The organism is Rhizobium sp. NFR07, from assembly GCF_900111905.1.
GTDB lineage: Bacteria > Pseudomonadota > Alphaproteobacteria > Rhizobiales > Rhizobiaceae > Neorhizobium.
Window position 1 is genome coordinate 1 of record NZ_FOKM01000030.1, and the last position, 21,147, is coordinate 21,147.

Below are 21,147 nucleotides of genomic sequence, written 5' to 3' on the forward strand. Positions count from 1 at the left end.
CGCTGCCGTCAACGACGTCTTGCCGTGGTCAACGTGACCAATCGTGCCGATGTTGACGTGAGGCTTGTTGCGCTCAAACTTGCTCTTTGCCATTGCAGGCTCTCCAATCTTGTGTGAGCCCGAAGGCCCCAAATTCTTGTTGTCGCCCCGGCACATGACCGGGGCGTATCAGGTAGGTATTCCGATTACTTCTGACCGGAATACTTCGCCTGGATTTCAGTCGCGACGTTCGACGGAACCGGTGCGTAGTGATCGAAGGTCATCGAATACTGCGCGCGGCCCTGCGACATGGAGCGCAGGTTGTCGACGTACTTGAACATGTTCGCCAGCGGAACGTGAGCGTTGATAACGATCGCGATGCCGCGCTGTTCCTGGCCCTGGATCTGGCCACGACGCGAGTTCAGGTCGCCGATAACGTCGCCGACATAGTCTTCCGGCGTTACGACTTCAACCTTCATCATCGGCTCGAGCAGCTGAGCGCCGGCCTTCTTGGCTGCTTCACGGAAGCAGGCACGCGATGCGATTTCGAAGGCGAGAACCGACGAGTCGACATCGTGGAAGGCGCCGTCGATGAGGGTCGCCTTGACGCCCAGCATCGGGAAGCCTGCCAGCGGACCGGAAGACAGAACGCTTTCGATACCCTTCTGAACGCCCGGGATGTATTCCTTCGGAACAGCACCGCCGACGATCTTGGATTCGAACAGGAAGTCTTCGCCATCCGGGTTCGGTTCGAAGATGATCTTGACGCGCGCGAACTGACCGGTACCACCGGACTGCTTCTTGTGCGTGTAGTCTTCTTCGTGCTGGCGCGTGATGGTTTCGCGGTAGGCAACCTGCGGAGCACCGACGTTGGCTTCAACCTTGAACTCGCGACGCATACGGTCGACGAGAATGTCGAGGTGAAGTTCGCCCATGCCGGCAATGATCGTCTGGCCCGATTCCTGGTCAGTCTTGACGCGGAACGACGGATCTTCAGCAGCCAGGCGGTTGAGCGCGAGGCCCATCTTTTCCTGGTCGCCCTTGGACTTCGGCTCGATCGCGATCTGGATGACCGGCTCGGGGAATTCCATGCGCTCGAGGATAACCGGCTTCAGCGGATCGCAAAGCGTATCGCCAGTGGTGGTTTCCTTGAGGCCGGCCAGAGCAACGATATCGCCTGCGAAGGCTTCTTCGATGTCTTCGCGCGAGTTCGAGTGCATCTGCAGCATACGGCCGACGCGCTCGCGCTTGTCCTTGACCGTGTTCATGACCGACGAACCCTTTTCGAGCTTGCCGGAATAGATGCGTGCGAAGGTCAGCGAACCGACGAAGGGGTCGTTCATGATCTTGAACGCGAGCATCGAAAGCGGCTCGGCGTCGTCAGCGTGACGCTCGATTTCGGCTTCGGTCTTGAAGTCGATGCCCTTGATCGCCGGAATATCGACCGGCGACGGCAGGTATTCGACAACGGCGTCGAGCAGCGGCTGAACGCCCTTGTTCTTGAAGGCCGTGCCGCAGAACATCGGGTGGAACTTGACATCGATCGTGCCGCGGCGAACCAGAGCACGGATCTTATCGTTGTCCGGCATTTCGCCGTTCAGGTAGGCTTCCATCGCTTCTTCGTCGATCTCGACAACGGTCTCGATCAGCTTTTCACGATATTCGGCAGCCTTTTCCTTCAGGTCGTCCGGGATCTCGACAACGTCCCAGGCAGCGCCGAGCGACTCGTCGCGCCATACCAGGGCGTTCATCTCGATGAGGTCGACAACGCCCTTGAATTCGGTTTCTGCACCGATCGGGAGCTGCATGACGACTGCGGTGGCGCCAAGACGGGTCTTGATCATCTCAACCGAGCGGTAGAAATCCGCGCCGGTCTTGTCCATCTTGTTGCAGAAGATCATGCGCGGAACGTTGTACTTCTCAGCCTGACGCCAGACGGTTTCCGTCTGCGGCTCTACGCCGGCGTTGGCATCGAGAAGGGCAACCGCACCGTCGAGCACGCGCAGCGAACGTTCGACTTCGATGGTGAAGTCGACGTGGCCGGGGGTGTCGATGATGTTGAAGCGGCGCATCTTGCCGTCACGGCCCTTCCAGAAGGTCGTGGTAGCAGCAGAGGTGATCGTGATGCCACGCTCCTGCTCCTGCTCCATCCAGTCCATGGTGGCTGCGCCGTCATGAACTTCGCCGATCTTGTGCGACTTGCCGGTGTAATAAAGGATACGCTCGGTGGTCGTGGTCTTGCCGGCGTCGATATGCGCCATGATACCGAAATTTCGGTAGTCTTCGATTTTATACTCGCGAGCCATAGGACTGCCTTTCGAAATTCGATCGGATAAGAATTACCAACGGTAGTGCGAGAATGCGCGGTTCGCGTCAGCCATCTTGTGCGTGTCTTCACGCTTCTTGACAGCCGAGCCACGGTTGTTTGCGGCATCCATGAGTTCGCCGGAAAGACGATCGATCATGGTGGTTTCGTTGCGCTTGCGGGCAGCAGCGATCAGCCAACGGATCGCGAGGGCCTGGCGACGTTCCGGACGCACGTCAACCGGAACCTGATAGGTCGCACCACCGACGCGACGCGAGCGGACTTCAACATGCGGCGCGACATTGTCGAGCGCCGAATGGAAGATTGCCAGCGGCTCGGACTTAGCCTTGCCCTGCACGACGTCGAACGCGCCGTAAACAATGCTTTCAGCCACGGACTTCTTGCCGTGGAGCATGATGGCATTCATGAACTTCGTAACAACAAGATCACCGAACTTCGGGTCCGGATTGATCTCGCGCTTTTCTGCACTATGGCGTCTGGACATACTTCTCGTCTCTCAAACGGTTTAGGCGCTTTATCACGCGGAGAACCTCGCGCAGCGCCGGATTTCTGAAACTAAAAAAGCACCCGAAGATTACTTCGGACGCTTTGCACCATACTTCGAACGGCGCTGCTTACGGTTCTTGACACCCTGGGTATCGAGAACGCCGCGGATGATGTGGTAGCGAACACCCGGCAAGTCCTTTACGCGGCCGCCACGGATCATGACGACAGAGTGTTCCTGCAGGTTGTGGCCTTCACCCGGAATGTAGCCGATGACTTCGAAGCCATTGGTGAGGCGGATCTTGGCAACCTTACGCAGAGCCGAGTTCGGCTTCTTCGGGGTCGTCGTGTAAACGCGGGTGCAGACGCCGCGCTTCTGAGGGTTTTCCTGCAGAGCAGGAACCTTATTGCGCTTTACCTGGGCCTGACGGGGCTTGCGGATCAGCTGGTTTACGGTAGGCATGTACCCATCCCTTGCAAAATCTTCTTCCAAAGCCCCCTTACGGGAGCTATCTGATGCCGTTTCCGGCGGCGACACGCACATTTCCTCAAGCGCCAAACGTGGCCGGATCCCTTTGCGGACCGACCACCCAAAGCAGAGGACGCATTCCTCATGCGTCGTGCGTGTAGCATTCGTGTCTTCAGCGTGCGTTGGAACCTTGTTTGAGGCCAAAGTCCGGAACGAGTCATTCCAAACGGGCAAGCCTCACATCGCTTCCGATGCGGGGCGTTTACTGTTTTCACCCCTGCGCGTCAAGGGCCGCCCGGAAAATAATGGCCGCAACGCCTGTGCCGCAGGCCCGCGGAGCCATTCAGCATCCCCTGCCCCGGCAGTTTTTCACCGGCAGCGCATTAATGTTTGGGAATCACGCTCATTGCCACTAAGGGAGAGGTGGAACCTTCCTCAAGCCCGGAGCTTGAGAAGATAGTGATCACCGCATCCGGAGATATAAATGGTAAATCCTGCCGACAATGACAATAGCCTCGACGGCCCGATGATCTTCATCATCATCGGCAAGGGATACGAGGTAAAGGGCGGCGAAGGCGTGGAACTGCATATCATGCTGCAGGCGCCGGATGACGATTCGGCCGTTCGCGAGGCGCTGAACGCGCTCACCGAGGAAGGCTTCATCGAAGCCGATCTCGACCAGATCGGTGTGCTGCAGGAAGAGCCGCCGGAGGAGCCCCACGCTTCCGCATACCAGGGCGCGCTCGAGGGCGAAGTCGCCATCATCCGTTTCGACTGACGTTCGACGGCCGCGCCGTATGATCCGACGCGGCCGCTATCCGGACTATGCCTTCCCGGTCGACAATGACCTTACTGGGCCGGGAGGATCGCACTTCGCGGCTGAGGCGTCGTCGCCGTCTCGGCCGGCATGATCGGATAGGTCACTTCGGGCGCCTTGCCCGTCAGGGAATCCAGGAAGGCGACAATCAGGTCGACGTCCCTGCCCTCCAGCTCCTCGCCCAGCTGCGACGTTCCCATGATCGCGACAGCCTGCTTCAGGTCCCATACCTTGCCGGAGTGGAAATAAGGCGCCGTCAGCGCGATGTTGCGAAGCGGCCCCGCCCGGAAGACATAGGAATCGTCGGCCGTATTGGTGACCGCAAACCGGCCCTTGTCGTTTTCCGGCAGGACATCCGCACCAGGCTTTTCGATCAATCCGAACGGATAGTAGCCCTCCCCGCCGACATTGATCCCGTTATGGCAGGACGCGCAGCCCTTATCGATGAAGATCTGCAACCCGGCCCTGGCATCGGCAGTCAGCGCGTCATCGTCACCGTTCAGGAACGCATCGAACGGCGCCGGCGTGATCAACGTCGCCTCGAAGGCCTCGATCGCCTTGGCGAAATTGTCGAAGGTCACCGGGTCGGCCTCGTCGGGGAAAGCCGCCTTGAACCATTCGACATATTGCGGCATCGATTTCAGCGTCGCGACGACCTGGCCCGGCGTATTGGCCATTTCGACGCCGGCCTGGACCGGGCCTTTCGCCTGCGCCTTCAGGTCCTCCGCCCGGCCATCCCAGAACTGGGCGATATTGAAGACGGCGTTGAAGACCGTCGGTGAATTGCGCGGCCCCTTCTGCCAGCCATGGCCGATCGACGTTTCCAGGTTGTCGTCTCCGCCTGTCCCCAGGTTGTGACAGGAGTTGCAGGAGAAGACCCCGGATGCCGACATGCGCGGATCGAAGAAAAGCGCCTTACCGAGCGCGATCTTTTCGGGCGTGATCTTGTTTCCCCGGACGGCCGGAACCGTCGAGGGCAGCGGCTTGAACAGTTCCTGCGCCTGTTCGCGCAGTTGAGCCGGATCGGGATCTGCAGCATAGGCCGCCGTCATCAGTAACAGGCAGGCGGCGACGGAAGAAAGTAGCCGTTTCATTCGAACCTCCATTCGTCTTCGAACGGGGCAAGCTTAGAACTCCTCCAATTACACGCCTTGCGCCAGATCAACACTTAAGGTTGCATACACATACAAAAAAACGCCCGGAGTAATCCGGGCGTTTTCAGATATCGGCGGAAGCGGGCTAGTGCCCCTCACCTGCCTTATTCGGCAGGCGTGTTTTCCGGGTTCATGTCCTGCAGCATCGGGGTCGCAGACGATGCGCCGGTGCCCTTCTTGCGCTCCTCAAGGATGAGGTCGTCGCGCGAAGTGGCGATGCGGCGGATCTGCGTCATGGTGCCGCCGGTACCGGCCGGGATAAGGCGGCCGACGATGACGTTTTCCTTCAGACCCTGCAGCGTGTCCATCTTGCCGGCGATCGCAGCTTCCGTGAGAACCTTGGTGGTTTCCTGGAAGGATGCGGCCGAGATGAAGGACGGCGTCTGCAGCGATGCCTTGGTGATACCGAGAAGAACCGGCTCGCCATAGGCAGGCTTCTTGCCCACTTCGATCAGCTGATCGTTCATGTCTTCCAGCTCGATCCGGTCGACATTGTCACCGACGATGTACTGGCTGTCGCCGGCATCGGTGATCTCGACCTTCTGCAGCATCTGACGAACGATGACTTCGATGTGCTTGTCGTTGATGACAACGCCCTGCAGACGGTAGACTTCCTGGATTTCGTTCACGAGGTAGGAAGCGAGTGCTTCCACGCCCTTGATCGCCAGGATGTCGTGCGGCGCAGGATTGCCGTCGAGGATGTAGTCGCCCTTCTCGATGTAGTCGCCTTCCTGAAGGTGGAAGGGCTTGCCCTTCGGGATCAGGTATTCGGTCGGCTCCACACCGTCTTCGGCAGGCTCGATCATGACGCGACGCTTGTTCTTGTAGTCGCGGCCGAGGCGGATCGTACCATCGATCTCAGCGATGATGGCGTGGTCCTTCGGACGACGAGCTTCGAACAGTTCCGCGACGCGCGGCAGACCACCGGTGATGTCCTTGGTCTTGGCGCTTTCCATCGGGATACGTGCAAGCACGTCGCCCTGGGAAACCTTCTGACCCGGCTCAACGGAGAGGATGGCCTCGACGTTGAGGTTGAAGCGGGCTTCGCCACCACGCGACAACTTCATCACTGCACCGGAAGCGTCCTTGATGACGATTGCCGGCTTCAGATCCGCACCGCGCGGCGTCGAACGCCAGTCGATGACCTGACGCTTGGTGATGCCGGTGGATTCGTCGGTCGATTCCGAAACCGAAATGCCGTCGACGACATCTTCGAACTGAACCGTACCGGCGACTTCCGTCATCATCGGGCGTGTGTAGGGGTCCCACTCTGCAAGACGCTGACCGCGACGAACCTTGTCGCCGTCATCGACATGCAGCTTCGAACCGTAGGCGACGCGCTGCGAGGAACGTTCCACGCCACGCTCGTCCAGGATCGTGACCGCCATGTTACGACCCATGGCGACAAGAACGCCTTCCGAGTTGCGCAGCATGTTGCGGTTCTTGAGCAGGATCGTGCCTTCGTACGATGCTTCCAGGAACGACGAGTCAACCACGTTAGCCGTACCACCAAGGTGGAACGTACGCATGGTCAGCTGCGTGCCCGGCTCACCGATCGACTGAGCAGCGATGACGCCAACCGCTTCGCCCATGTTGACCGGCGTACCGCGCGCAAGGTCACGGCCGTAGCAGACAGAGCAGACGCCCGTCTGGACTTCGCAGGTCAGTGCGGAGCGAATGCGGATCGACTGGATGCCAGCCTTCTCGATTTCGATGACATCCGGCTCGAGGATCATCTTGCCGGCATCAACGATGCGCTCACCCGAAACCGGATGATCGATATCGTCGAGCGCCGTACGACCGAGAACGCGAGCGCCGATGGAGGCAACAACCTGGCCGGCATCGACGATGGCGGTCATGGTGAGGCCGTTTTCAGTGCCGCAATCCACGAGGTTGACGATGCAGTCCTGCGCGACGTCGACGAGACGACGGGTCAGGTAACCGGAGTTCGCCGTCTTCAAGGCGGTGTCTGCGAGACCCTTACGGGCACCGTGGGTCGAGTTGAAGTACTCGTTAACGGTCAGGCCTTCCTTGAAGTTCGAGATGATCGGGGTCTCGATGATTTCACCCGACGGCTTCGCCATCAGGCCGCGCATGCCGCCCAGCTGGCGCATCTGGTTCGGAGAACCACGAGCACCCGAGTGGGACATCATGTAGATCGCGTTCATCTGCTTCTGGCGACCGGTCTCCGGATCGAACTCGACGGCCTTAATGCGGGCCATCATGTCTTCCGCGACCTTCTCGGTAGCCTTGCCCCAAGCGTCAACGACCTTGTTGTACTTCTCGCCCTGAGTGATCAAGCCGTCGTTGTACTGCTGTTCGTATTCCTTCACCAGCGCTTCGGTGTCACCAACGATCTTCTCCTTGGTGTCCGGAATGATCATGTCATCCTTGCCGAACGAAATGCCGGCGCGGCAGGCATGGGTGAAGCCGAGCTGCATGATGCGGTCGCAGAAGATCACCGTGTCCTTCTGACCGCAATGACGGTAGACCGTGTCGATCATCTTGGAGATGTTCTTCTTGGTCATTTCCTGGTTGCAGGTCTCGAACGGCACGTTGACGTTCTTCGGCAGAAGCTCGCCAATGATCAGACGGCCAGGCGTCGTGTCATAGATCTTGGAGACCAGCTTGCCGTCGGCGTCGACGGTCTTGAAGCGGCCCTTGATCTTGGCATGCAGGGTGACGACCTTGTTTTCCAGAGCATGGTGCAGTTCGCCCATGTCGGAAAAGGCCATGCCCTGACCCGGCTCGTTCTCGTTCATGATCGACAGGTAGTACAGGCCGAGAACCATGTCCTGCGACGGAACGATGATCGGTGCACCGTTGGCCGGATGCAGGATGTTGTTCGTCGACATCATCAGGACGCGGGCTTCGAGCTGTGCTTCGAGCGACAGCGGCACGTGAACGGCCATCTGGTCACCGTCGAAGTCGGCGTTGAAGGCCGTGCAGACGAGCGGGTGCAGCTGGATGGCCTTGCCTTCGACCAGGATCGGTTCGAAGGCCTGGATGCCCAGGCGGTGCAGCGTCGGTGCGCGGTTCAACAGAACCGGATGCTCGCGGATGACCTCGTCGAGGATATCCCAGACTTCCGGCTTTTCCTTTTCGACCAGCTTCTTGGCCTGCTTGACGGTGGACGAGAAGCCCTTGGCGTCAAGACGGGCGTAGATGAACGGCTTGAACAGCTCGAGCGCCATCTTCTTCGGCAGGCCGCACTGGTGCAGCTTCAGTTCCGGACCGGTCACGATGACCGAACGGCCGGAATAGTCGACGCGCTTGCCGAGAAGGTTCTGACGGAAGCGGCCCTGCTTGCCCTTGAGCATGTCGGACAGCGACTTCAGCGGACGCTTGTTGGCGCCGGTGATGACGCGGCCGCGACGGCCGTTGTCGAACAGCGCGTCCACAGATTCCTGCAGCATGCGCTTTTCGTTGCGGATGATGATGCCCGGAGCGCGCAGTTCGATCAGGCGCTTCAGACGGTTGTTACGGTTGATGACGCGGCGGTACAGATCGTTCAGGTCGGACGTCGCGAAACGGCCGCCATCGAGCGGAACCAGCGGGCGCAGGTCCGGCGGGATGACCGGAACGACCTTCATGATCATCCATTCCGGGCGGTTGCCGGATTCGATGAAGTTCTCGACGATCTTCAGGCGCTTCATCAGCTTCTTCTGCTTGAGATCCGACGTGGTCTCAGCAAGTTCCGCACGAAGGTCGCCGGCGATCTTTTCGAGGTTCATCGACGCGAGCATCTCGTAGATGGCCTCGGCGCCGATCATGGCCGTGAACTGATCTTCACCGAACTCGTCGATGGCGATCATGTACTCTTCTTCGGAAAGAAGCTGGTTTTCCTTGAGCGAGGTCAGGCCCGGCTCGGTCACGATGTAGTTCTCGAAATAGAGAACGCGCTCGACATCCTTCAGCGTCATGTCGAGCAGGGTCGAGATACGCGAAGGAAGCGACTTCAGGAACCAGATGTGGGCAACGGGAGCGGCGAGCTCGATATGGCCCATGCGCTCACGGCGAACGCGCGACAGGGTCACTTCGACGCCGCACTTTTCGCAGATGATGCCCTTGTACTTCATGCGCTTGTACTTGCCGCACAGGCACTCGTAGTCCTTGATCGGTCCGAAGATACGCGCGCAGAAGAGACCGTCGCGTTCCGGCTTGAACGTACGGTAGTTGATGGTTTCCGGCTTCTTGATCTCGCCGTAGGACCACGACAGGATCTTTTCCGGGCTCGCGATCGAGATCCGGATCGAATCGAAGTGCTGTGCCGGCACTGTCGGGTTGAAAAGGTTCATGACCTCTTGGTTCATGCCTGTCTCCTTGATGGGGCGCAAAGGCCCTCACTTGGGTCGCGGTATCGACAAATTCCCGGGCTGTCGAACCGAACCCTTAAATGACAATAGACGCCAAATGCGGCGAAACTCCCCTTCCCGACCGATTGCCCGTCCGGGGAGGGAATGGCGTGCGCGATATCTCACGCACGCCGTTGTCAAAATATTACTCGGCTGCGTCCGGCAGCTGACCTTCGGCAGGAACTTCGAGCTTAGAGTTCTCGAGTTCGACCGACAGACCGAGCGAGCGCATTTCCTTGACGAGAACGTTGAAGCTCTCCGGAATGCCTGCCTCGAACGTGTCGTCGCCGCGGACGATCGCTTCGTAGACCTTGGTACGGCCTGCCACGTCGTCCGACTTCACGGTCAGCATTTCCTGCAGGGTGTAGGCGGCGCCGTAGGCTTCCAGAGCCCAGACTTCCATTTCCCCGAAGCGCTGGCCGCCGAACTGCGCCTTACCACCGAGCGGCTGCTGGGTGACGAGCGAGTACGGACCGATCGAACGCGCGTGGATCTTGTCGTCCACGAGGTGGTTCAGCTTGATCATGTACATGTAGCCGACGGTTACCTTACGGTCGAAGGTTTCACCGGTACGGCCATCGTACAGCACCGACTGACCCGACGAATGCAGGCCGGCCTTGGTCAGCATCGCTGCGACGTCAGGCTCGTGTGCACCGTCGAAGACCGGGGTCGCGATCGACACGCCACGCTTGGACTGTTCGGCAAGCTTGACGAGCGACTCGTCGTCGAAGCTTGCGACTTCGTCGTTGGCGACAGAGGCGTAGGTTTCCCGCAGCTCGCGCTTCAGGTCCGTGATGTCGTTCGAGGCCTTGTACTCTTCCAGCATCTGACCGATGCGCTTGCCCATACCGGCGCAAGCCCAAGCCAGGTGCGTCTCGAGGATCTGGCCGACGTTCATGCGCGAAGGCACGCCCAGCGGGTTCAGAACGATGTCGACATGCGTACCGTCTTCGAGGAACGGCATGTCTTCGACCGGAACGATACGAGAGACGACGCCCTTGTTACCGTGACGGCCGGCCATCTTGTCGCCCGGCTGGATCTTGCGCTTCACAGCGACGAAGACCTTGACCATCTTCATGACGCCCGGAGGCATTTCGTCGCCGCGCTGGACCTTTTCGACCTTGTCCATGAAGCGATGCTCGAGCAGCGACTTCGACTCGTCGTACTGGGCACGAAGCGCTTCGATCTCGCCCTGGACCTTTTCGTCCTCGACGGCGAACATCCACCACTGCGAGCGGGGATATTCGGAGACGACGGCGTTGGACAGCTCGACGCCCTTCTTGAAGCCCTTCGGACCGGCAACCGACATCTGGCCACGCAGCATGTCGACCAGACGACCGTAGACGTTACGGTCGAGGATCGCCTGCTCGTCGTCGCGGTCCTTGGCGAGGCGTTCGATTTCCTCGCGCTCGATCGCCATCGCACGCTCGTCCTTTTCGACGCCGTGACGGTTGAAGACGCGGACTTCGACGACCGTGCCGAACGTGCCCGGAGGCATGCGCATGGACGTGTCGCGAACGTCGGAAGCCTTTTCACCGAAGATGGCGCGCAGAAGCTTTTCTTCCGGCGTCATCGGGCTTTCGCCCTTCGGCGTGATCTTGCCGACGAGGATGTCGCCCGGCTGGACTTCGGCGCCGATGTAAACGATGCCGGCTTCGTCGAGGTTCTTCAGCGCTTCTTCCGATACGTTCGGAATGTCGCGCGTGATTTCTTCCGGACCAAGCTTGGTATCACGGGCAGCCACTTCGAATTCCTCGATGTGGATGGACGTGAAGACGTCGTCCGACACGATGCGCTCGGAGAGCAGGATCGAGTCTTCGTAGTTGTAGCCGTTCCAAGGCATGAACGCGACGAGCGCGTTGCGGCCGAGTGCCAGGTCACCGAGGTCGGTCGACGGACCGTCAGCGATGATGTCGCCCTTGTTCAGAATGTCGCCGACGGCGACCAGCGGACGCTGGTTGACGCAGGTGTTCTGGTTCGAGCGCTGGAACTTCTGCAGACGGTAGATATCGACGCCGGAACGGCCGGCCTCGAGATTTTCCGTCGCGCGGATAACGATACGGGTCGCGTCGACCTGGTCGACCACGCCGCCGCGGCGGGCAGCGATGGCAGCACCGGAGTCACGCGCAACGACCGGTTCCATGCCGGTACCGACGAACGGAGCTTCGGCACGAACCAGCGGAACGGCCTGACGCTGCATGTTCGAGCCCATGAGAGCGCGGTTGGCGTCGTCGTTTTCCAGGAACGGGATCAGAGCCGCTGCGACGGAGACGAGCTGCTTCGGCGAAACGTCCATCAGGTTGATGGTGTCGCGCGGGGACAGCATGACTTCGCCGGAGTGACGGCAAACCACGAACTCTTCGACGAAAGCGCCTTCCGCCGTCAGCTCGGAGTTGGCCTGAGCCACGTAGTACTTGGCCTCTTCCATGGCGGAGAGGTAGATCACGTCCTTGGTGACGATGCCGTCGACGATCTTGCGGTACGGGCTTTCAATGAAGCCGTACTTGTTGACGCGGGCAAAGGTTGCAAGCGAGTTGATCAGACCGATGTTCGGGCCTTCCGGCGTTTCGATCGGGCAAATACGGCCGTAGTGGGTCGGGTGAACGTCGCGGACTTCGAAGCCTGCGCGCTCGCGGGTCAGACCACCCGGGCCAAGAGCCGAAAGACGACGCTTGTGGGTGATTTCCGAAAGCGGGTTCACCTGGTCCATGAACTGCGACAGCTGCGAGGAGCCGAAGAATTCGCGAACGGCAGCAGCAGCCGGCTTGGCGTTGATCAGGTCCTGCGGCATGACGGTGTCGATCTCGATCGACGACATGCGCTCCTTGATCGCACGCTCCATACGGAGCAGGCCGAGGCGGTACTGATTTTCCATCAGCTCGCCGACAGAACGAACACGGCGGTTGCCGAGGTTGTCGATGTCGTCGATCTCGCCCTTGCCGTCGCGCAGTTCGACCAGCATCTTGACCACGGCCAGGATGTCGTCCTTGCGCAGCGTGCGAACCGTGTCTTCAACCTGCAGGTCGAGACGCATGTTCATCTTGACGCGGCCAACGGCCGAAAGGTCGTAGCGCTCGGCGTCGAAGAACAGCGAGTTGAACATGGCTTCCGCGGAATCCATGGTCGGCGGTTCACCCGGGCGCATGACGCGGTAGATGTCGAACAGGGCGTCCTGACGGTTCTCGTTCTTGTCCGCATTCAGAGTGTTGCGGATGTAAGCGCCGACATTGATGTGGTCGATGCCGAGAACCGGGATCTCGTCGAAGCCTGCGTCGAGAATGATCGGCAGGGTCTTTTCGTCGATCTCGTCGCCGGCTTCGAGATAGATCTCGCCGGTCGAGTAGTTGACGATGTCTTCGGCCAGATAGTTGCCGTAGAGGTCGTCGTTGGTGGCCTTGAGAGCCTTGAGGCCCTTTTCGGTCAGCTGGCGGAGCAGACGCGGGGTCAGCTTCTTGCCGGCTTCCACGACAACTTCACCGGAATCTGCGTCGACCATGTCGGACAGAGCCTTGGCACCCTTCAGCGTTTCCGCGTTGAAGGGAATGCGCCAGCCGTCGCCGTCACGCTCGTAGTTCGACTTCGAATAGAAGGTCGACAGGATTTCTTCGCCGTCCATGCCGAGGGCCATCAGCAGCGACGACACCGGAATCTTGCGGCGACGGTCGATACGGGCAAAGACGATGTCCTTGGCGTCGAACTCGATGTCGAGCCAGGAACCACGATACGGGATAACGCGGGCAGCGAAGAGCAGCTTGCCGGAAGAATGGCTCTTGCCCTTGTCGTGATCGAAGAAGACGCCCGGCGAACGGTGCATCTGCGACACGATAACGCGCTCGGTGCCGTTGACGATGAAGGTACCGTTGTCGGTCATGAGCGGCATGTCGCCCATGTAGACAGACTGTTCCTTGATGTCCTTGATGGACTTCGCGCCCGTATCCTCGTCGATATCAAACACGATGAGGCGCAGCGTCACCTTGAGCGGCGCTGCGTAGGTCAGGTCGCGCTGACGGCATTCCTCGACGTCAAACTTCGGCGGGTCGAATTCGTAGGAAACGAATTCCAGCATCGAAGCGCCGGAGAAGTCGGTGATCGGGAAGACAGACTTGAAGACCGCATTGAGGCCTTCGTCCGGACGGCCGCCCTTGGGCTCTTCAACCATCAGAAACTGGTCATAGGAAGCCTTCTGAACCTCGATCAGGTTCGGCATTTCCGTGACTTCAGGAATTTTACCAAAAAACTTGCGTACGCGCCTGCGACCATTAAAGGAAAGGGTCTGCTGAGCCATCGTCGCTCCTTCAAAATTGCATCCGGGCCTGCAACGGACGGCTATCGGAGGCCAACCGATATCCCGTCGAACATGAGCACTCAATCTCGTCCCGCTTGCCGGAGCACTAGGCCGGATTGCCTAGCAGTTCGGTGGGGACCATCCTCTTGAGAACCCATTACCCAGGAGCCGTTTCAAGACGGATCCTGGGTAAAAAGTTCCGAAGAAATGGACGGGAGAGAGATAACTCTCCCCCGCCGCATTCCAGTATTACTTAACGTCGACCTTAGCGCCGGCGTCTTCGAGCTTCTTCTTGAGGTCAGCAGCTTCAGCCTTGGAAACAGCTTCCTTGACAGCCTTCGGAGCGCCTTCGACGAGGTCCTTGGCTTCCTTGAGGCCGAGGCCGGTGATGCCGCGAACTTCCTTGATGACGTTGATCTTGTTGGCGCCAGCGTCAACCAGGATAACGTCGAACTCGGTCTTTTCTTCTTCAGCAGCAGCCGGTGCACCAGCGCCGCCAGCAGCAGCAACAGCTACCGGAGCAGCGGCGGAAACGCCCCACTTTTCTTCGAGAAGCTTGGAAAGCTCAGCAGCTTCCAGAACGGTCAGAGCCGAGAGGTCTTCAACGATCTTTGCGAGATCAGCCATTTTCATAGTTCCTTATATTGGTTCGAACTTGGTTTTGAACAGCGAAAAACCGCCTTAAGCGGCTTCGTCCTTCTTTGCATAGGCCGCGAACACGCGGGCAAGCTGGCTTGCCGGTGCTGCAACAACCCCTGCGATACGGGTAGCCGGCGTCTGGATCATGCCCAGAAGCTTTGCACGAAGCTCGTCCAGCGAAGGCAGGGTCGCAAGCGACTTGACTGCTTCTGCGTCGAGCGTCGTGGAACCCATGGCGCCACCGAGAACAACGACCTTGTCGTTGGTCTTGGCGAAATCCATGACGACCTTCGGTGCCGTGATCGGGTCTTCGCTATATGCGATGAGCGTCTGACCCTTGAAGAGATCGACGATCCCTTCCGACTCCGTACCCTGAAGAGCGATCTTGGCCAGGCGGTTCTTCGCGACTTTGACGGTGCCGCCAGCAGCGCGCATTTTCGAACGGAAGTCGTTCATCTGCGCAACTGTGACACCAGCATAGTGGGCCACGACAACCGAACCGGAAGCCTTGAAGACTTCGTTCAGCTCCGTGACGAATTCGCGTTTTTCCGCTCTTTCCACTGTCTGTCTCCAGTTGACGGGACCGCAATCCTGCAGGCCCCATCGGTTTGCCTTTGCCCCAGAGGGTCCAAATGAAGGACCCCAAGCGGCGCTTGAGGTTCCTGCCCCCCTGCACTGCCGCTTTCGCTTCAGGCACAAGGCACACCAGGCTCGAACCAACTTTCAAGAGATGCACGAAGCATCTGAAAACTTGGGTCTTACCCGTCTCATGCAGGTTTGAATTATTAAGGCCGCGATCCCGAAGGATCTTGAGCCACCCACAATCTCGGACAGGAGTTCCGGATTACTCCGGAAATCCCCGACCCCGAAGGGTCAGGAATTCATGCGGTCGAAGCCCGAAATCAATCGAGCTCCGACAATTCTAAAATCAGGCCGTAACCGACGACGGGTCGATCTTGACGCCCGGGCCCATGGTCGAGGAGATGGCTACGCGCTTGACGTAGTTGCCCTTCGCGCCAGCCGGCTTCGCCTTGATGACGGCGTCAGCGAAGGCCTTGATGTTTTCTTCGAGCGCCTTGGCGTCGAAGGAAGCCTTGCCGATGCCGGCATGAACGATACCAGCCTTCTCGACGCGGAACTCGACAGCGCCGCCCTTGGAAGCCTTGACGGCACCAGCGACATCCATCGTGACCGTACCGACCTTCGGGTTCGGCATCATGCCACGCGGGCCGAGAACCTTACCGAGGCGACCGACGAGCGGCATCATGTCCGGGGTAGCGATGCAGCGATCGAAGTCGATCTTGCCGCCCTGGACGATTTCAACGAGGTCTTCAGCGCCGACGATGTCTGCGCCGGCAGCCTTGGCTTCGTCAGCCTTGGCGCCACGAGCGAAGACAGCAACGCGAACGTCGCGGCCGGTGCCGTTCGGCAGGTTGACGACGCCGCGGACCATCTGGTCAGCGTGACGCGGGTCAACACCGAGGTTCATGGCGATTTCGACGGTTTCGTCGAACTTCGCGGTCGCACGTTCCTTGACCATCGAAATGGCATCGGTGAGCGCTACGAGCTTGGTCGGATCAACGCCTTCGCGGATCTTCTGAATACGCTTTGCAAGCTTTGCCATGATCAAGCCACCACTTCCAGGCCCATGGAGCGGGCAGAGCCCTCGACCATAGCCATTGCGCCTTCGACGTCGGCTGCGTTGAGATCCTTCATCTTACCTTCGGCGATCGCACGGACCTGAGCCTTGGTGATGGTGCCGACCTTGCCGCCCTTACCAGGCGTCTTGGAACCGGAGGTGATCTTCGCTTCCTTCTTCAGCCAGTAGGTTACCGGCGGCTGCTTCATTGCGAAGGTGAAGGACTTGTCCTGGTAATAGGTGATGACGACCGGGATCGGCATACCCTTTTCCATTTCCTGCGTGGCGGCATTGAACGCCTTGCAGAATTCCATGATGTTGATGCCACGCTGACCAAGCGCCGGGCCGATCGGCGGGGACGGGTTTGCCGATCCTGCCTTGACCTGAAGCTTGAGCTGGCCTGCTACTTTCTTAGCCATATCTCTCTGCCTTTCACTAACGGGACGGTTACCCGACCCAACATGCCGGATGAACCGGCGGCTGCGGTTGCGTGGTTCGGATCCTTGAGGCCCGGCTAAGACCTCTCACCTTCCACGCGGTTCGCGACTTTTACGCCGCGCGAGGCCCGACAAGCGGACCCCATTTCAAGCTCAGACCTTCTCGACCTGAGCGTATTCCAGTTCGACCGGGGTCGCGCGACCGAAGATCGAAACCTCGACCTTGAGGCGCGAACGCTCCTCGTCGACATCCTGAACGACGCCATTGAACGACGCGAACGGACCGTCAGAAACGCGAACCTGCTCGCCGATCTCGAAGGAGATCGAGGACTTCGGCCGCTCGACACCTTCCTGGACCTGACCGAGGATGCGCTCGGCTTCGAAGTCCGGGATCGGAACCGGCTTGTTGTCGGACCCAAGGAAGCCGGTGACCTTCGGCGTATTCTTGATCAGGTGGTAGGCTTCGTCGGTCAGATTGGCACGTACCAGGACATAGCCCGGAAAGAACTTGCGCTCCGAATCGACCTTACGGCCGCGACGTACTTCCACTACCTTTTCGGTCGGAACGAGGATCCGTTCGAACAGATGCTCAAGCCCTTTCTGGCGAGCCTTGTTCTCGATATCTTCAGCGACCTTCTTCTCAAAATTCGAATATGCGTGGACGATATACCAGCGTGCCGCCATCTTCACTCTCCAGAATCAAGCGCTGACGTTCAGGATCAGGCGCAAAAGCCAGCCCATCAACTGGTCGGCAGCGAAGAAAAACAGGGCCGCGACAACAACCATCACCAGCACCATCGCCGTGGAGATCACAGTCTCACGACGGGACGGCCACGTGATCTTGGACGCTTCGGAGCGAACCTGCTTGAAGAACGTAACCGGATTGGTCTTGGATGCCATTGACTTTCCACGCGATTACGGCACGTAAAGCCGAACTCGCTCAGCCCCACGCACCGCGTGTCTGTTTTGCCCTACATAAACACCGCCCTCCCCTTACACAAGAGGAAAATCGATGCTCGATGAAAATTCGCCTTTTTACGGCAACCATTCCTGTCGGCGCAATCGCAATACCGCCGTATCGGGAATGGCAGGGGCGGCCGGGCTTGAACCGACGACCTGCGGTTTTGGAGACCGCCGCTCTACCAACTGAGCTACACCCCTTCGCATTGGACGACCTCGAAATGACAAATCACTTCCGCCGTCCGCAAGCTAGGCGCTCCCTTTAAGGTGCCGCGCCCGACTTGGCAAGCCTGTTTTTAAATATCCAGACTCTATCTGTAATTGCCGCCTCGCCGATCGGCGAGATCGCCTGCACGAACGGCCGAAAGCGCAGGCTCGGGACCCGAGCCGAGAATTTCCCCGCCGCCCAGATCAAGCGCACCCGGCAGAACCGAGGTGGCCTGCTTTACCGGCGGCAGGCGCTTCCAGGCGAGTCTCGGCGGCTGCGCAACGTAGGCGTCCGGCTGATTGACGAGATCGCCGACGATTCGGTCAATGATCGTCTCGATACCGATCTTGCGGCCTTCCGGATGGTAGAAATTACCCTTCACCTGGATCGTACCGGCGATCGCGGTGATGAAATCTGCGAGCAGCTTGTGGTCGATTCGCTCCGGATGACGCCAGAAGCTGTCGATGCCGCCCTGATGGGTGAGCCCCGGAATGTCGAAGACCGCAGCGCCGAGCACGATCGTCGGCACATCCGCCCTCAGGCTGTGAAGGCCGGTCGTGGAATTGACGACGATTGCGCCATGGCAGTTGCGCAGGATCTCAGCGAGGTTGCCCTTCTCGATAAAGGTGACGCGATTCTGGATGCGATAGCGCGCCGCCATTTCGGTCACGACCTTGCGCCAGTTCTCCAGATCATTGTCGAGCGGATGCTGCTTGATGACCAGGCGCCCGTTCTCCGGCGCATGGCGGATGAAGGACTGGATGACCTGCTCCAGCATCTGGGAGATATGGCGATAGGGCGAATTCGCGCGGATCTGGTAGTCGCTCTGCAGCTGCAGGGCGATCAGATAATTGCGCTTGAGCTTGTCGTCGAAATAACCTTCCGGCAGGTCAAAGCGCGGGCGAAACATGCGCGGCAGCCAGGACAGGTAGTCGAAAAGCGGATCGTAATACTTGTCCGACCGATAGAAGGGGAACATCCCGCGACCGAAATAGGCCAGGAGATTGTATATCACCTCGTTGGTCGCTTCCTGCCCGAACGTGTGCGGATAGCGGGTCTTCAGGTCCGGCTCGCCGACCTTGGCGGCGATGCGGCGGATGTGATCCGGGTCGTTCGGAAAATGCGAGAACCGGCCCATGCCGTCGCGCTCGAGCGTGACCCAGTCGGGACGCAGATAGCCGAACTCCACCGCATGGCACTTGATGCCGAGCTTGCGGGCGACGCGCGCAGCCAGCCGGTGATAGGGAAGCCGGTCGGCGTAGTAAAGAATGTCGGTAATACCTTCCCGCCTGACGAGCTCGGCGAGATAGCGCGGCCATTTGCGCAGGGTGCCGCGATAGTTGATGGCCGCTCTCTTGCGCCAATAGACCTGATCGCCGAAGGAGAAATTCACTCTCTTCGTTTCGATACCGCGCGCCTCGAAGGCGTCGGACAATTCCCGCCAGAAAACCGACGGGGGGCCTTGCAGAAAGAGAACTTTGGTCATACGCGATCCGGTACCCTTAGGACTGTCATGCACCCGCAAATCGGACAAAAAGCAGCAAGATTCAGATATTTGTCAGTAAGGCTCCGGCATTCTCATCAAATGGTATGCCCCGTCAATGCAATTACGGATACAGTCAGTTAAATCGCGTAAGTAGTGTGACATGAAAACACGCACGTTCCTGTTTCTCCAAGGGCCCGCCTCGCCGTTCTTTCGCCTGCTCGCAAACCGCCTGGAGACAACCGGTGCGCGTATCCTGCGGATCAATTTCTGCCTCGGCGATTCGCTGTTCTGGTGGCCGAGGAAAGCGACATTCTATCGCGGCAGAAAGGCCGGATGGCCCGCCTATCTGGAGAAATTCGCACGTCACCATGCGGTGACGGATGTCGTCATGCTCGGAGATGGACGCGACTATCATGCCGCGGCGGCCGAGGTGGCCCAAGCGGCGGGCATCCGCATCCATGTCGTCGAGCACGGTTATCTCCGGCCGGACTGGCTGACGGTCGAGCCGGACGGCATGTCGGCGCATTCACGTTTTCCACAGGCAGCCTGCGAGATCCGTGCCCTGGCGAAGGATGCGCCCACTGTTGCAAGGGGCGGCCTGTTCCGTTCGAGCTTTCTGACCTACGCGCTCTATGACCTCGCCTATCACATTCCGAACGTCCTGCTCGGTCCGATCCTTCATCCGCATTATCGCACCCACGGCCCGGTTCATCCAGTCGTCGAGTATAGCGGCTGGATCTGGAAGGGACTGACCGCGGGCCACAGGCGCCGGCAGGCGGAAGAGGCCATTGCGGCCTGCATCAGAATGCCCGACGGCTCGGATAGCCGCTTCTTCCTGTTTCCGCTGCAATTGGCCGGCGACTACCAGATCATCCGGCACGCGCCGGGCGGCGACCTGTTTCACATCGTGGACGCGACCATTGCGTCCTTTGCGGCTCATGGGCCGGCCGGCACCCGACTTCTGTTCAAGACGCACCCGATCGACAACGGTCTTTCACGCTGGCCGGAACGCATCGGCAAGGCAGCGGAGAAATACGGCGTGGCCGACCGCATCCATGTTGCTGACGGCGGCGATACCGACGCGCTGATCGCAAAATCGGTCGGGGTCGTGACGGTCAATTCAACGGTCGGGCTCACCGCGCTTGCACTCGGCCGTCCGGTGATCGCGCTCGGCTCCGCCATATATGATGTCGAGGGGTTGACTTCGCAGGCACCGCTCTCTGCATTCTGGGCGGCACCTCCCCTGCCCGATGCCGGCCTGTTCGATGCGTTCACCCGCGCGCTCGCGGCAACCACCCAGGTGCGCGGCGGCTTCATCGGCAAGGCGGCGCTCGATACCGGAGCGAAAAATGTCGCCGAACGGCTGATGGAAGAAGAGGAACGGCTGCCGGAGAGTTTCAGAAAATTGCGCAATGCAGCCGTCTTCCGTTATGCGCGCGAATTGTTGGACATCTAGCTCTTTTCAGCATCCTTGTCCGAGCCGAGGGCGCATGCCCGGTTCATGCCGGTCCCCAGCGCATTTTCGAATGTGCAGCGTTTTTCCGGCGGGTTGCCGCATACTTTGTCGAGCGCCTTGAACCCGACGCATTTTCCGTCCGGACCGCGATAGCCGGGACCGCCCTTGCAACCGCATCCGGTGCAGCGCGGTCGATCGGGACACGCGGCGCCTGCTGGCGTCGCGGCCTGCATGCCCGCCAAGGAGAGCAGCAGGATCACAAGCAATCGCGACATCGCGTGAAATATCATCCTTATCGCCTCCCATAACGCAAAAGAGCCCCGCGGTTTCCCGCGGGGCTCTCTTCAGTCTCTAAAGACTATCGATTACTCGATGATCGAAGCAACGATGCCGGCGCCGACGGTACGGCCGCCTTCGCGGATCGCGAAGCGCAGCTTTTCTTCCATCGCGATCG

General features: G+C 59.6%; 17 protein-coding genes, 1 tRNA gene and 1 pseudogene. 2 read left to right on the top strand and 17 right to left on the bottom strand.

What is annotated here, in order from left to right; all coding sequences use genetic code 11:
- The 4 genes from BM216_RS33905 to rpsL all read right to left on the bottom strand — a co-directional run.
- The coding region (locus BM216_RS33905; RefSeq protein ID WP_018010120.1) for a GTP-binding protein at positions 1 to 93 on the bottom strand (93 nt) is incomplete at its 3' end.
- 92 nt (positions 94 to 185) lie between these two features.
- On the bottom strand, positions 186 to 2,285 hold the full coding sequence (gene fusA, locus BM216_RS32750) for an elongation factor G (protein WP_093004513.1): 2,100 nt from the start codon (positions 2,283 to 2,285) through the stop codon (positions 186 to 188).
- 33 nt (positions 2,286 to 2,318) lie between these two features.
- Positions 2,319 to 2,789 carry a 30S ribosomal protein S7 gene (gene rpsG, locus BM216_RS32755; protein ID WP_093004515.1) on the bottom strand — a complete coding sequence of 157 codons (471 nt, stop codon included), beginning with the start codon at positions 2,787 to 2,789 and terminating at the stop codon, positions 2,319 to 2,321.
- A 90-nt stretch (positions 2,790 to 2,879) separates the two neighbouring features.
- Complete coding sequence (gene rpsL, locus BM216_RS32760; protein ID WP_003507760.1) at positions 2,880 to 3,251, bottom strand: 30S ribosomal protein S12; 372 nt, start codon at positions 3,249 to 3,251, stop codon at positions 2,880 to 2,882.
- Positions 3,252 to 3,741: 490 nt separating this feature from the next.
- On the opposite strand from rpsL, the gene BM216_RS32765 reads away from it, so the two are divergent.
- Positions 3,742 to 4,035, top strand: coding sequence for a transcriptional regulator (locus BM216_RS32765; protein ID WP_093004517.1), 294 nt, complete (start codon positions 3,742 to 3,744; stop codon positions 4,033 to 4,035).
- A 71-nt stretch (positions 4,036 to 4,106) separates the two neighbouring features.
- Here BM216_RS32765 and BM216_RS32770 read toward each other — a convergent pair whose 3' ends face one another.
- From BM216_RS32770 to BM216_RS32820, 11 genes are all read right to left on the bottom strand, one after another.
- The gene (locus BM216_RS32770) at positions 4,107 to 5,168 is read right to left on the bottom strand and encodes a cytochrome-c peroxidase (RefSeq protein WP_093004519.1); all 1,062 of its coding nucleotides are present in this window, start codon (positions 5,166 to 5,168) and stop codon (positions 4,107 to 4,109) included.
- Positions 5,169 to 5,332: 164 nt separating this feature from the next.
- Positions 5,333 to 9,541: a DNA-directed RNA polymerase subunit beta' gene (rpoC, locus tag BM216_RS32775; RefSeq protein ID WP_093004521.1), complete on the bottom strand. Its 4,209-nt coding sequence runs from the start codon at positions 9,539 to 9,541 to the stop codon at positions 5,333 to 5,335.
- Between the two features lie 187 nt (positions 9,542 to 9,728).
- The gene (gene rpoB, locus BM216_RS32780; RefSeq protein ID WP_093004523.1) at positions 9,729 to 13,868 is read right to left on the bottom strand and encodes a DNA-directed RNA polymerase subunit beta; all 4,140 of its coding nucleotides are present in this window, start codon (positions 13,866 to 13,868) and stop codon (positions 9,729 to 9,731) included.
- A gap of 249 nt (positions 13,869 to 14,117) precedes the next feature.
- On the bottom strand, positions 14,118 to 14,495 hold the full coding sequence (rplL, locus tag BM216_RS32785) for a 50S ribosomal protein L7/L12 (RefSeq protein WP_093004525.1): 378 nt from the start codon (positions 14,493 to 14,495) through the stop codon (positions 14,118 to 14,120).
- Positions 14,496 to 14,549: 54 nt separating this feature from the next.
- Positions 14,550 to 15,068, bottom strand: coding sequence for a 50S ribosomal protein L10 (gene rplJ / locus BM216_RS32790; protein ID WP_093004527.1), 519 nt, complete (start codon positions 15,066 to 15,068; stop codon positions 14,550 to 14,552).
- 367 nt (positions 15,069 to 15,435) lie between these two features.
- Positions 15,436 to 16,131 carry a 50S ribosomal protein L1 gene (gene rplA / locus BM216_RS32795; RefSeq protein WP_093004529.1) on the bottom strand — a complete coding sequence of 232 codons (696 nt, stop codon included), beginning with the start codon at positions 16,129 to 16,131 and terminating at the stop codon, positions 15,436 to 15,438.
- Between the two features lie 2 nt (positions 16,132 to 16,133).
- Entirely contained in the window at positions 16,134 to 16,565 is a 432-nt protein-coding gene (rplK, locus tag BM216_RS32800) for a 50S ribosomal protein L11 (protein WP_093004531.1), read from the bottom strand.
- Positions 16,566 to 16,736: 171 nt separating this feature from the next.
- Positions 16,737 to 17,267, bottom strand: coding sequence for a transcription termination/antitermination protein NusG (nusG, locus tag BM216_RS32805; protein WP_093004533.1), 531 nt, complete (start codon positions 17,265 to 17,267; stop codon positions 16,737 to 16,739).
- A 15-nt stretch (positions 17,268 to 17,282) separates the two neighbouring features.
- Complete coding sequence (secE, locus tag BM216_RS32810) at positions 17,283 to 17,483, bottom strand: preprotein translocase subunit SecE (RefSeq protein WP_093004535.1); 201 nt, start codon at positions 17,481 to 17,483, stop codon at positions 17,283 to 17,285.
- 185 nt (positions 17,484 to 17,668) lie between these two features.
- A tRNA-Trp gene (locus BM216_RS32815) sits at positions 17,669 to 17,744 on the bottom strand.
- 110 nt (positions 17,745 to 17,854) lie between these two features.
- Positions 17,855 to 19,237, bottom strand: a complete 1,383-nt coding sequence (locus tag BM216_RS32820) for a capsule biosynthesis protein (RefSeq protein WP_093004537.1) — start codon at positions 19,235 to 19,237, stop codon at positions 17,855 to 17,857.
- 160 nt (positions 19,238 to 19,397) lie between these two features.
- On the opposite strand from BM216_RS32820, the gene BM216_RS32825 reads away from it, so the two are divergent.
- On the top strand, positions 19,398 to 20,693 hold the full coding sequence (locus BM216_RS32825) for a capsule biosynthesis protein (protein ID WP_093004539.1): 1,296 nt from the start codon (positions 19,398 to 19,400) through the stop codon (positions 20,691 to 20,693).
- On the opposite strand, the gene BM216_RS32830 is transcribed toward BM216_RS32825, so the two are convergent.
- Positions 20,690 to 20,968: a hypothetical protein gene (locus BM216_RS32830; protein WP_093004541.1), complete on the bottom strand. Its 279-nt coding sequence runs from the start codon at positions 20,966 to 20,968 to the stop codon at positions 20,690 to 20,692. The genes BM216_RS32825 and BM216_RS32830 overlap by 4 nt on opposite strands.
- Positions 20,969 to 21,058: 90 nt before the next feature.
- Positions 21,059 to 21,147 (bottom strand): annotated as a pseudogene (locus tag BM216_RS32835) (elongation factor Tu); the annotation flags it as partial.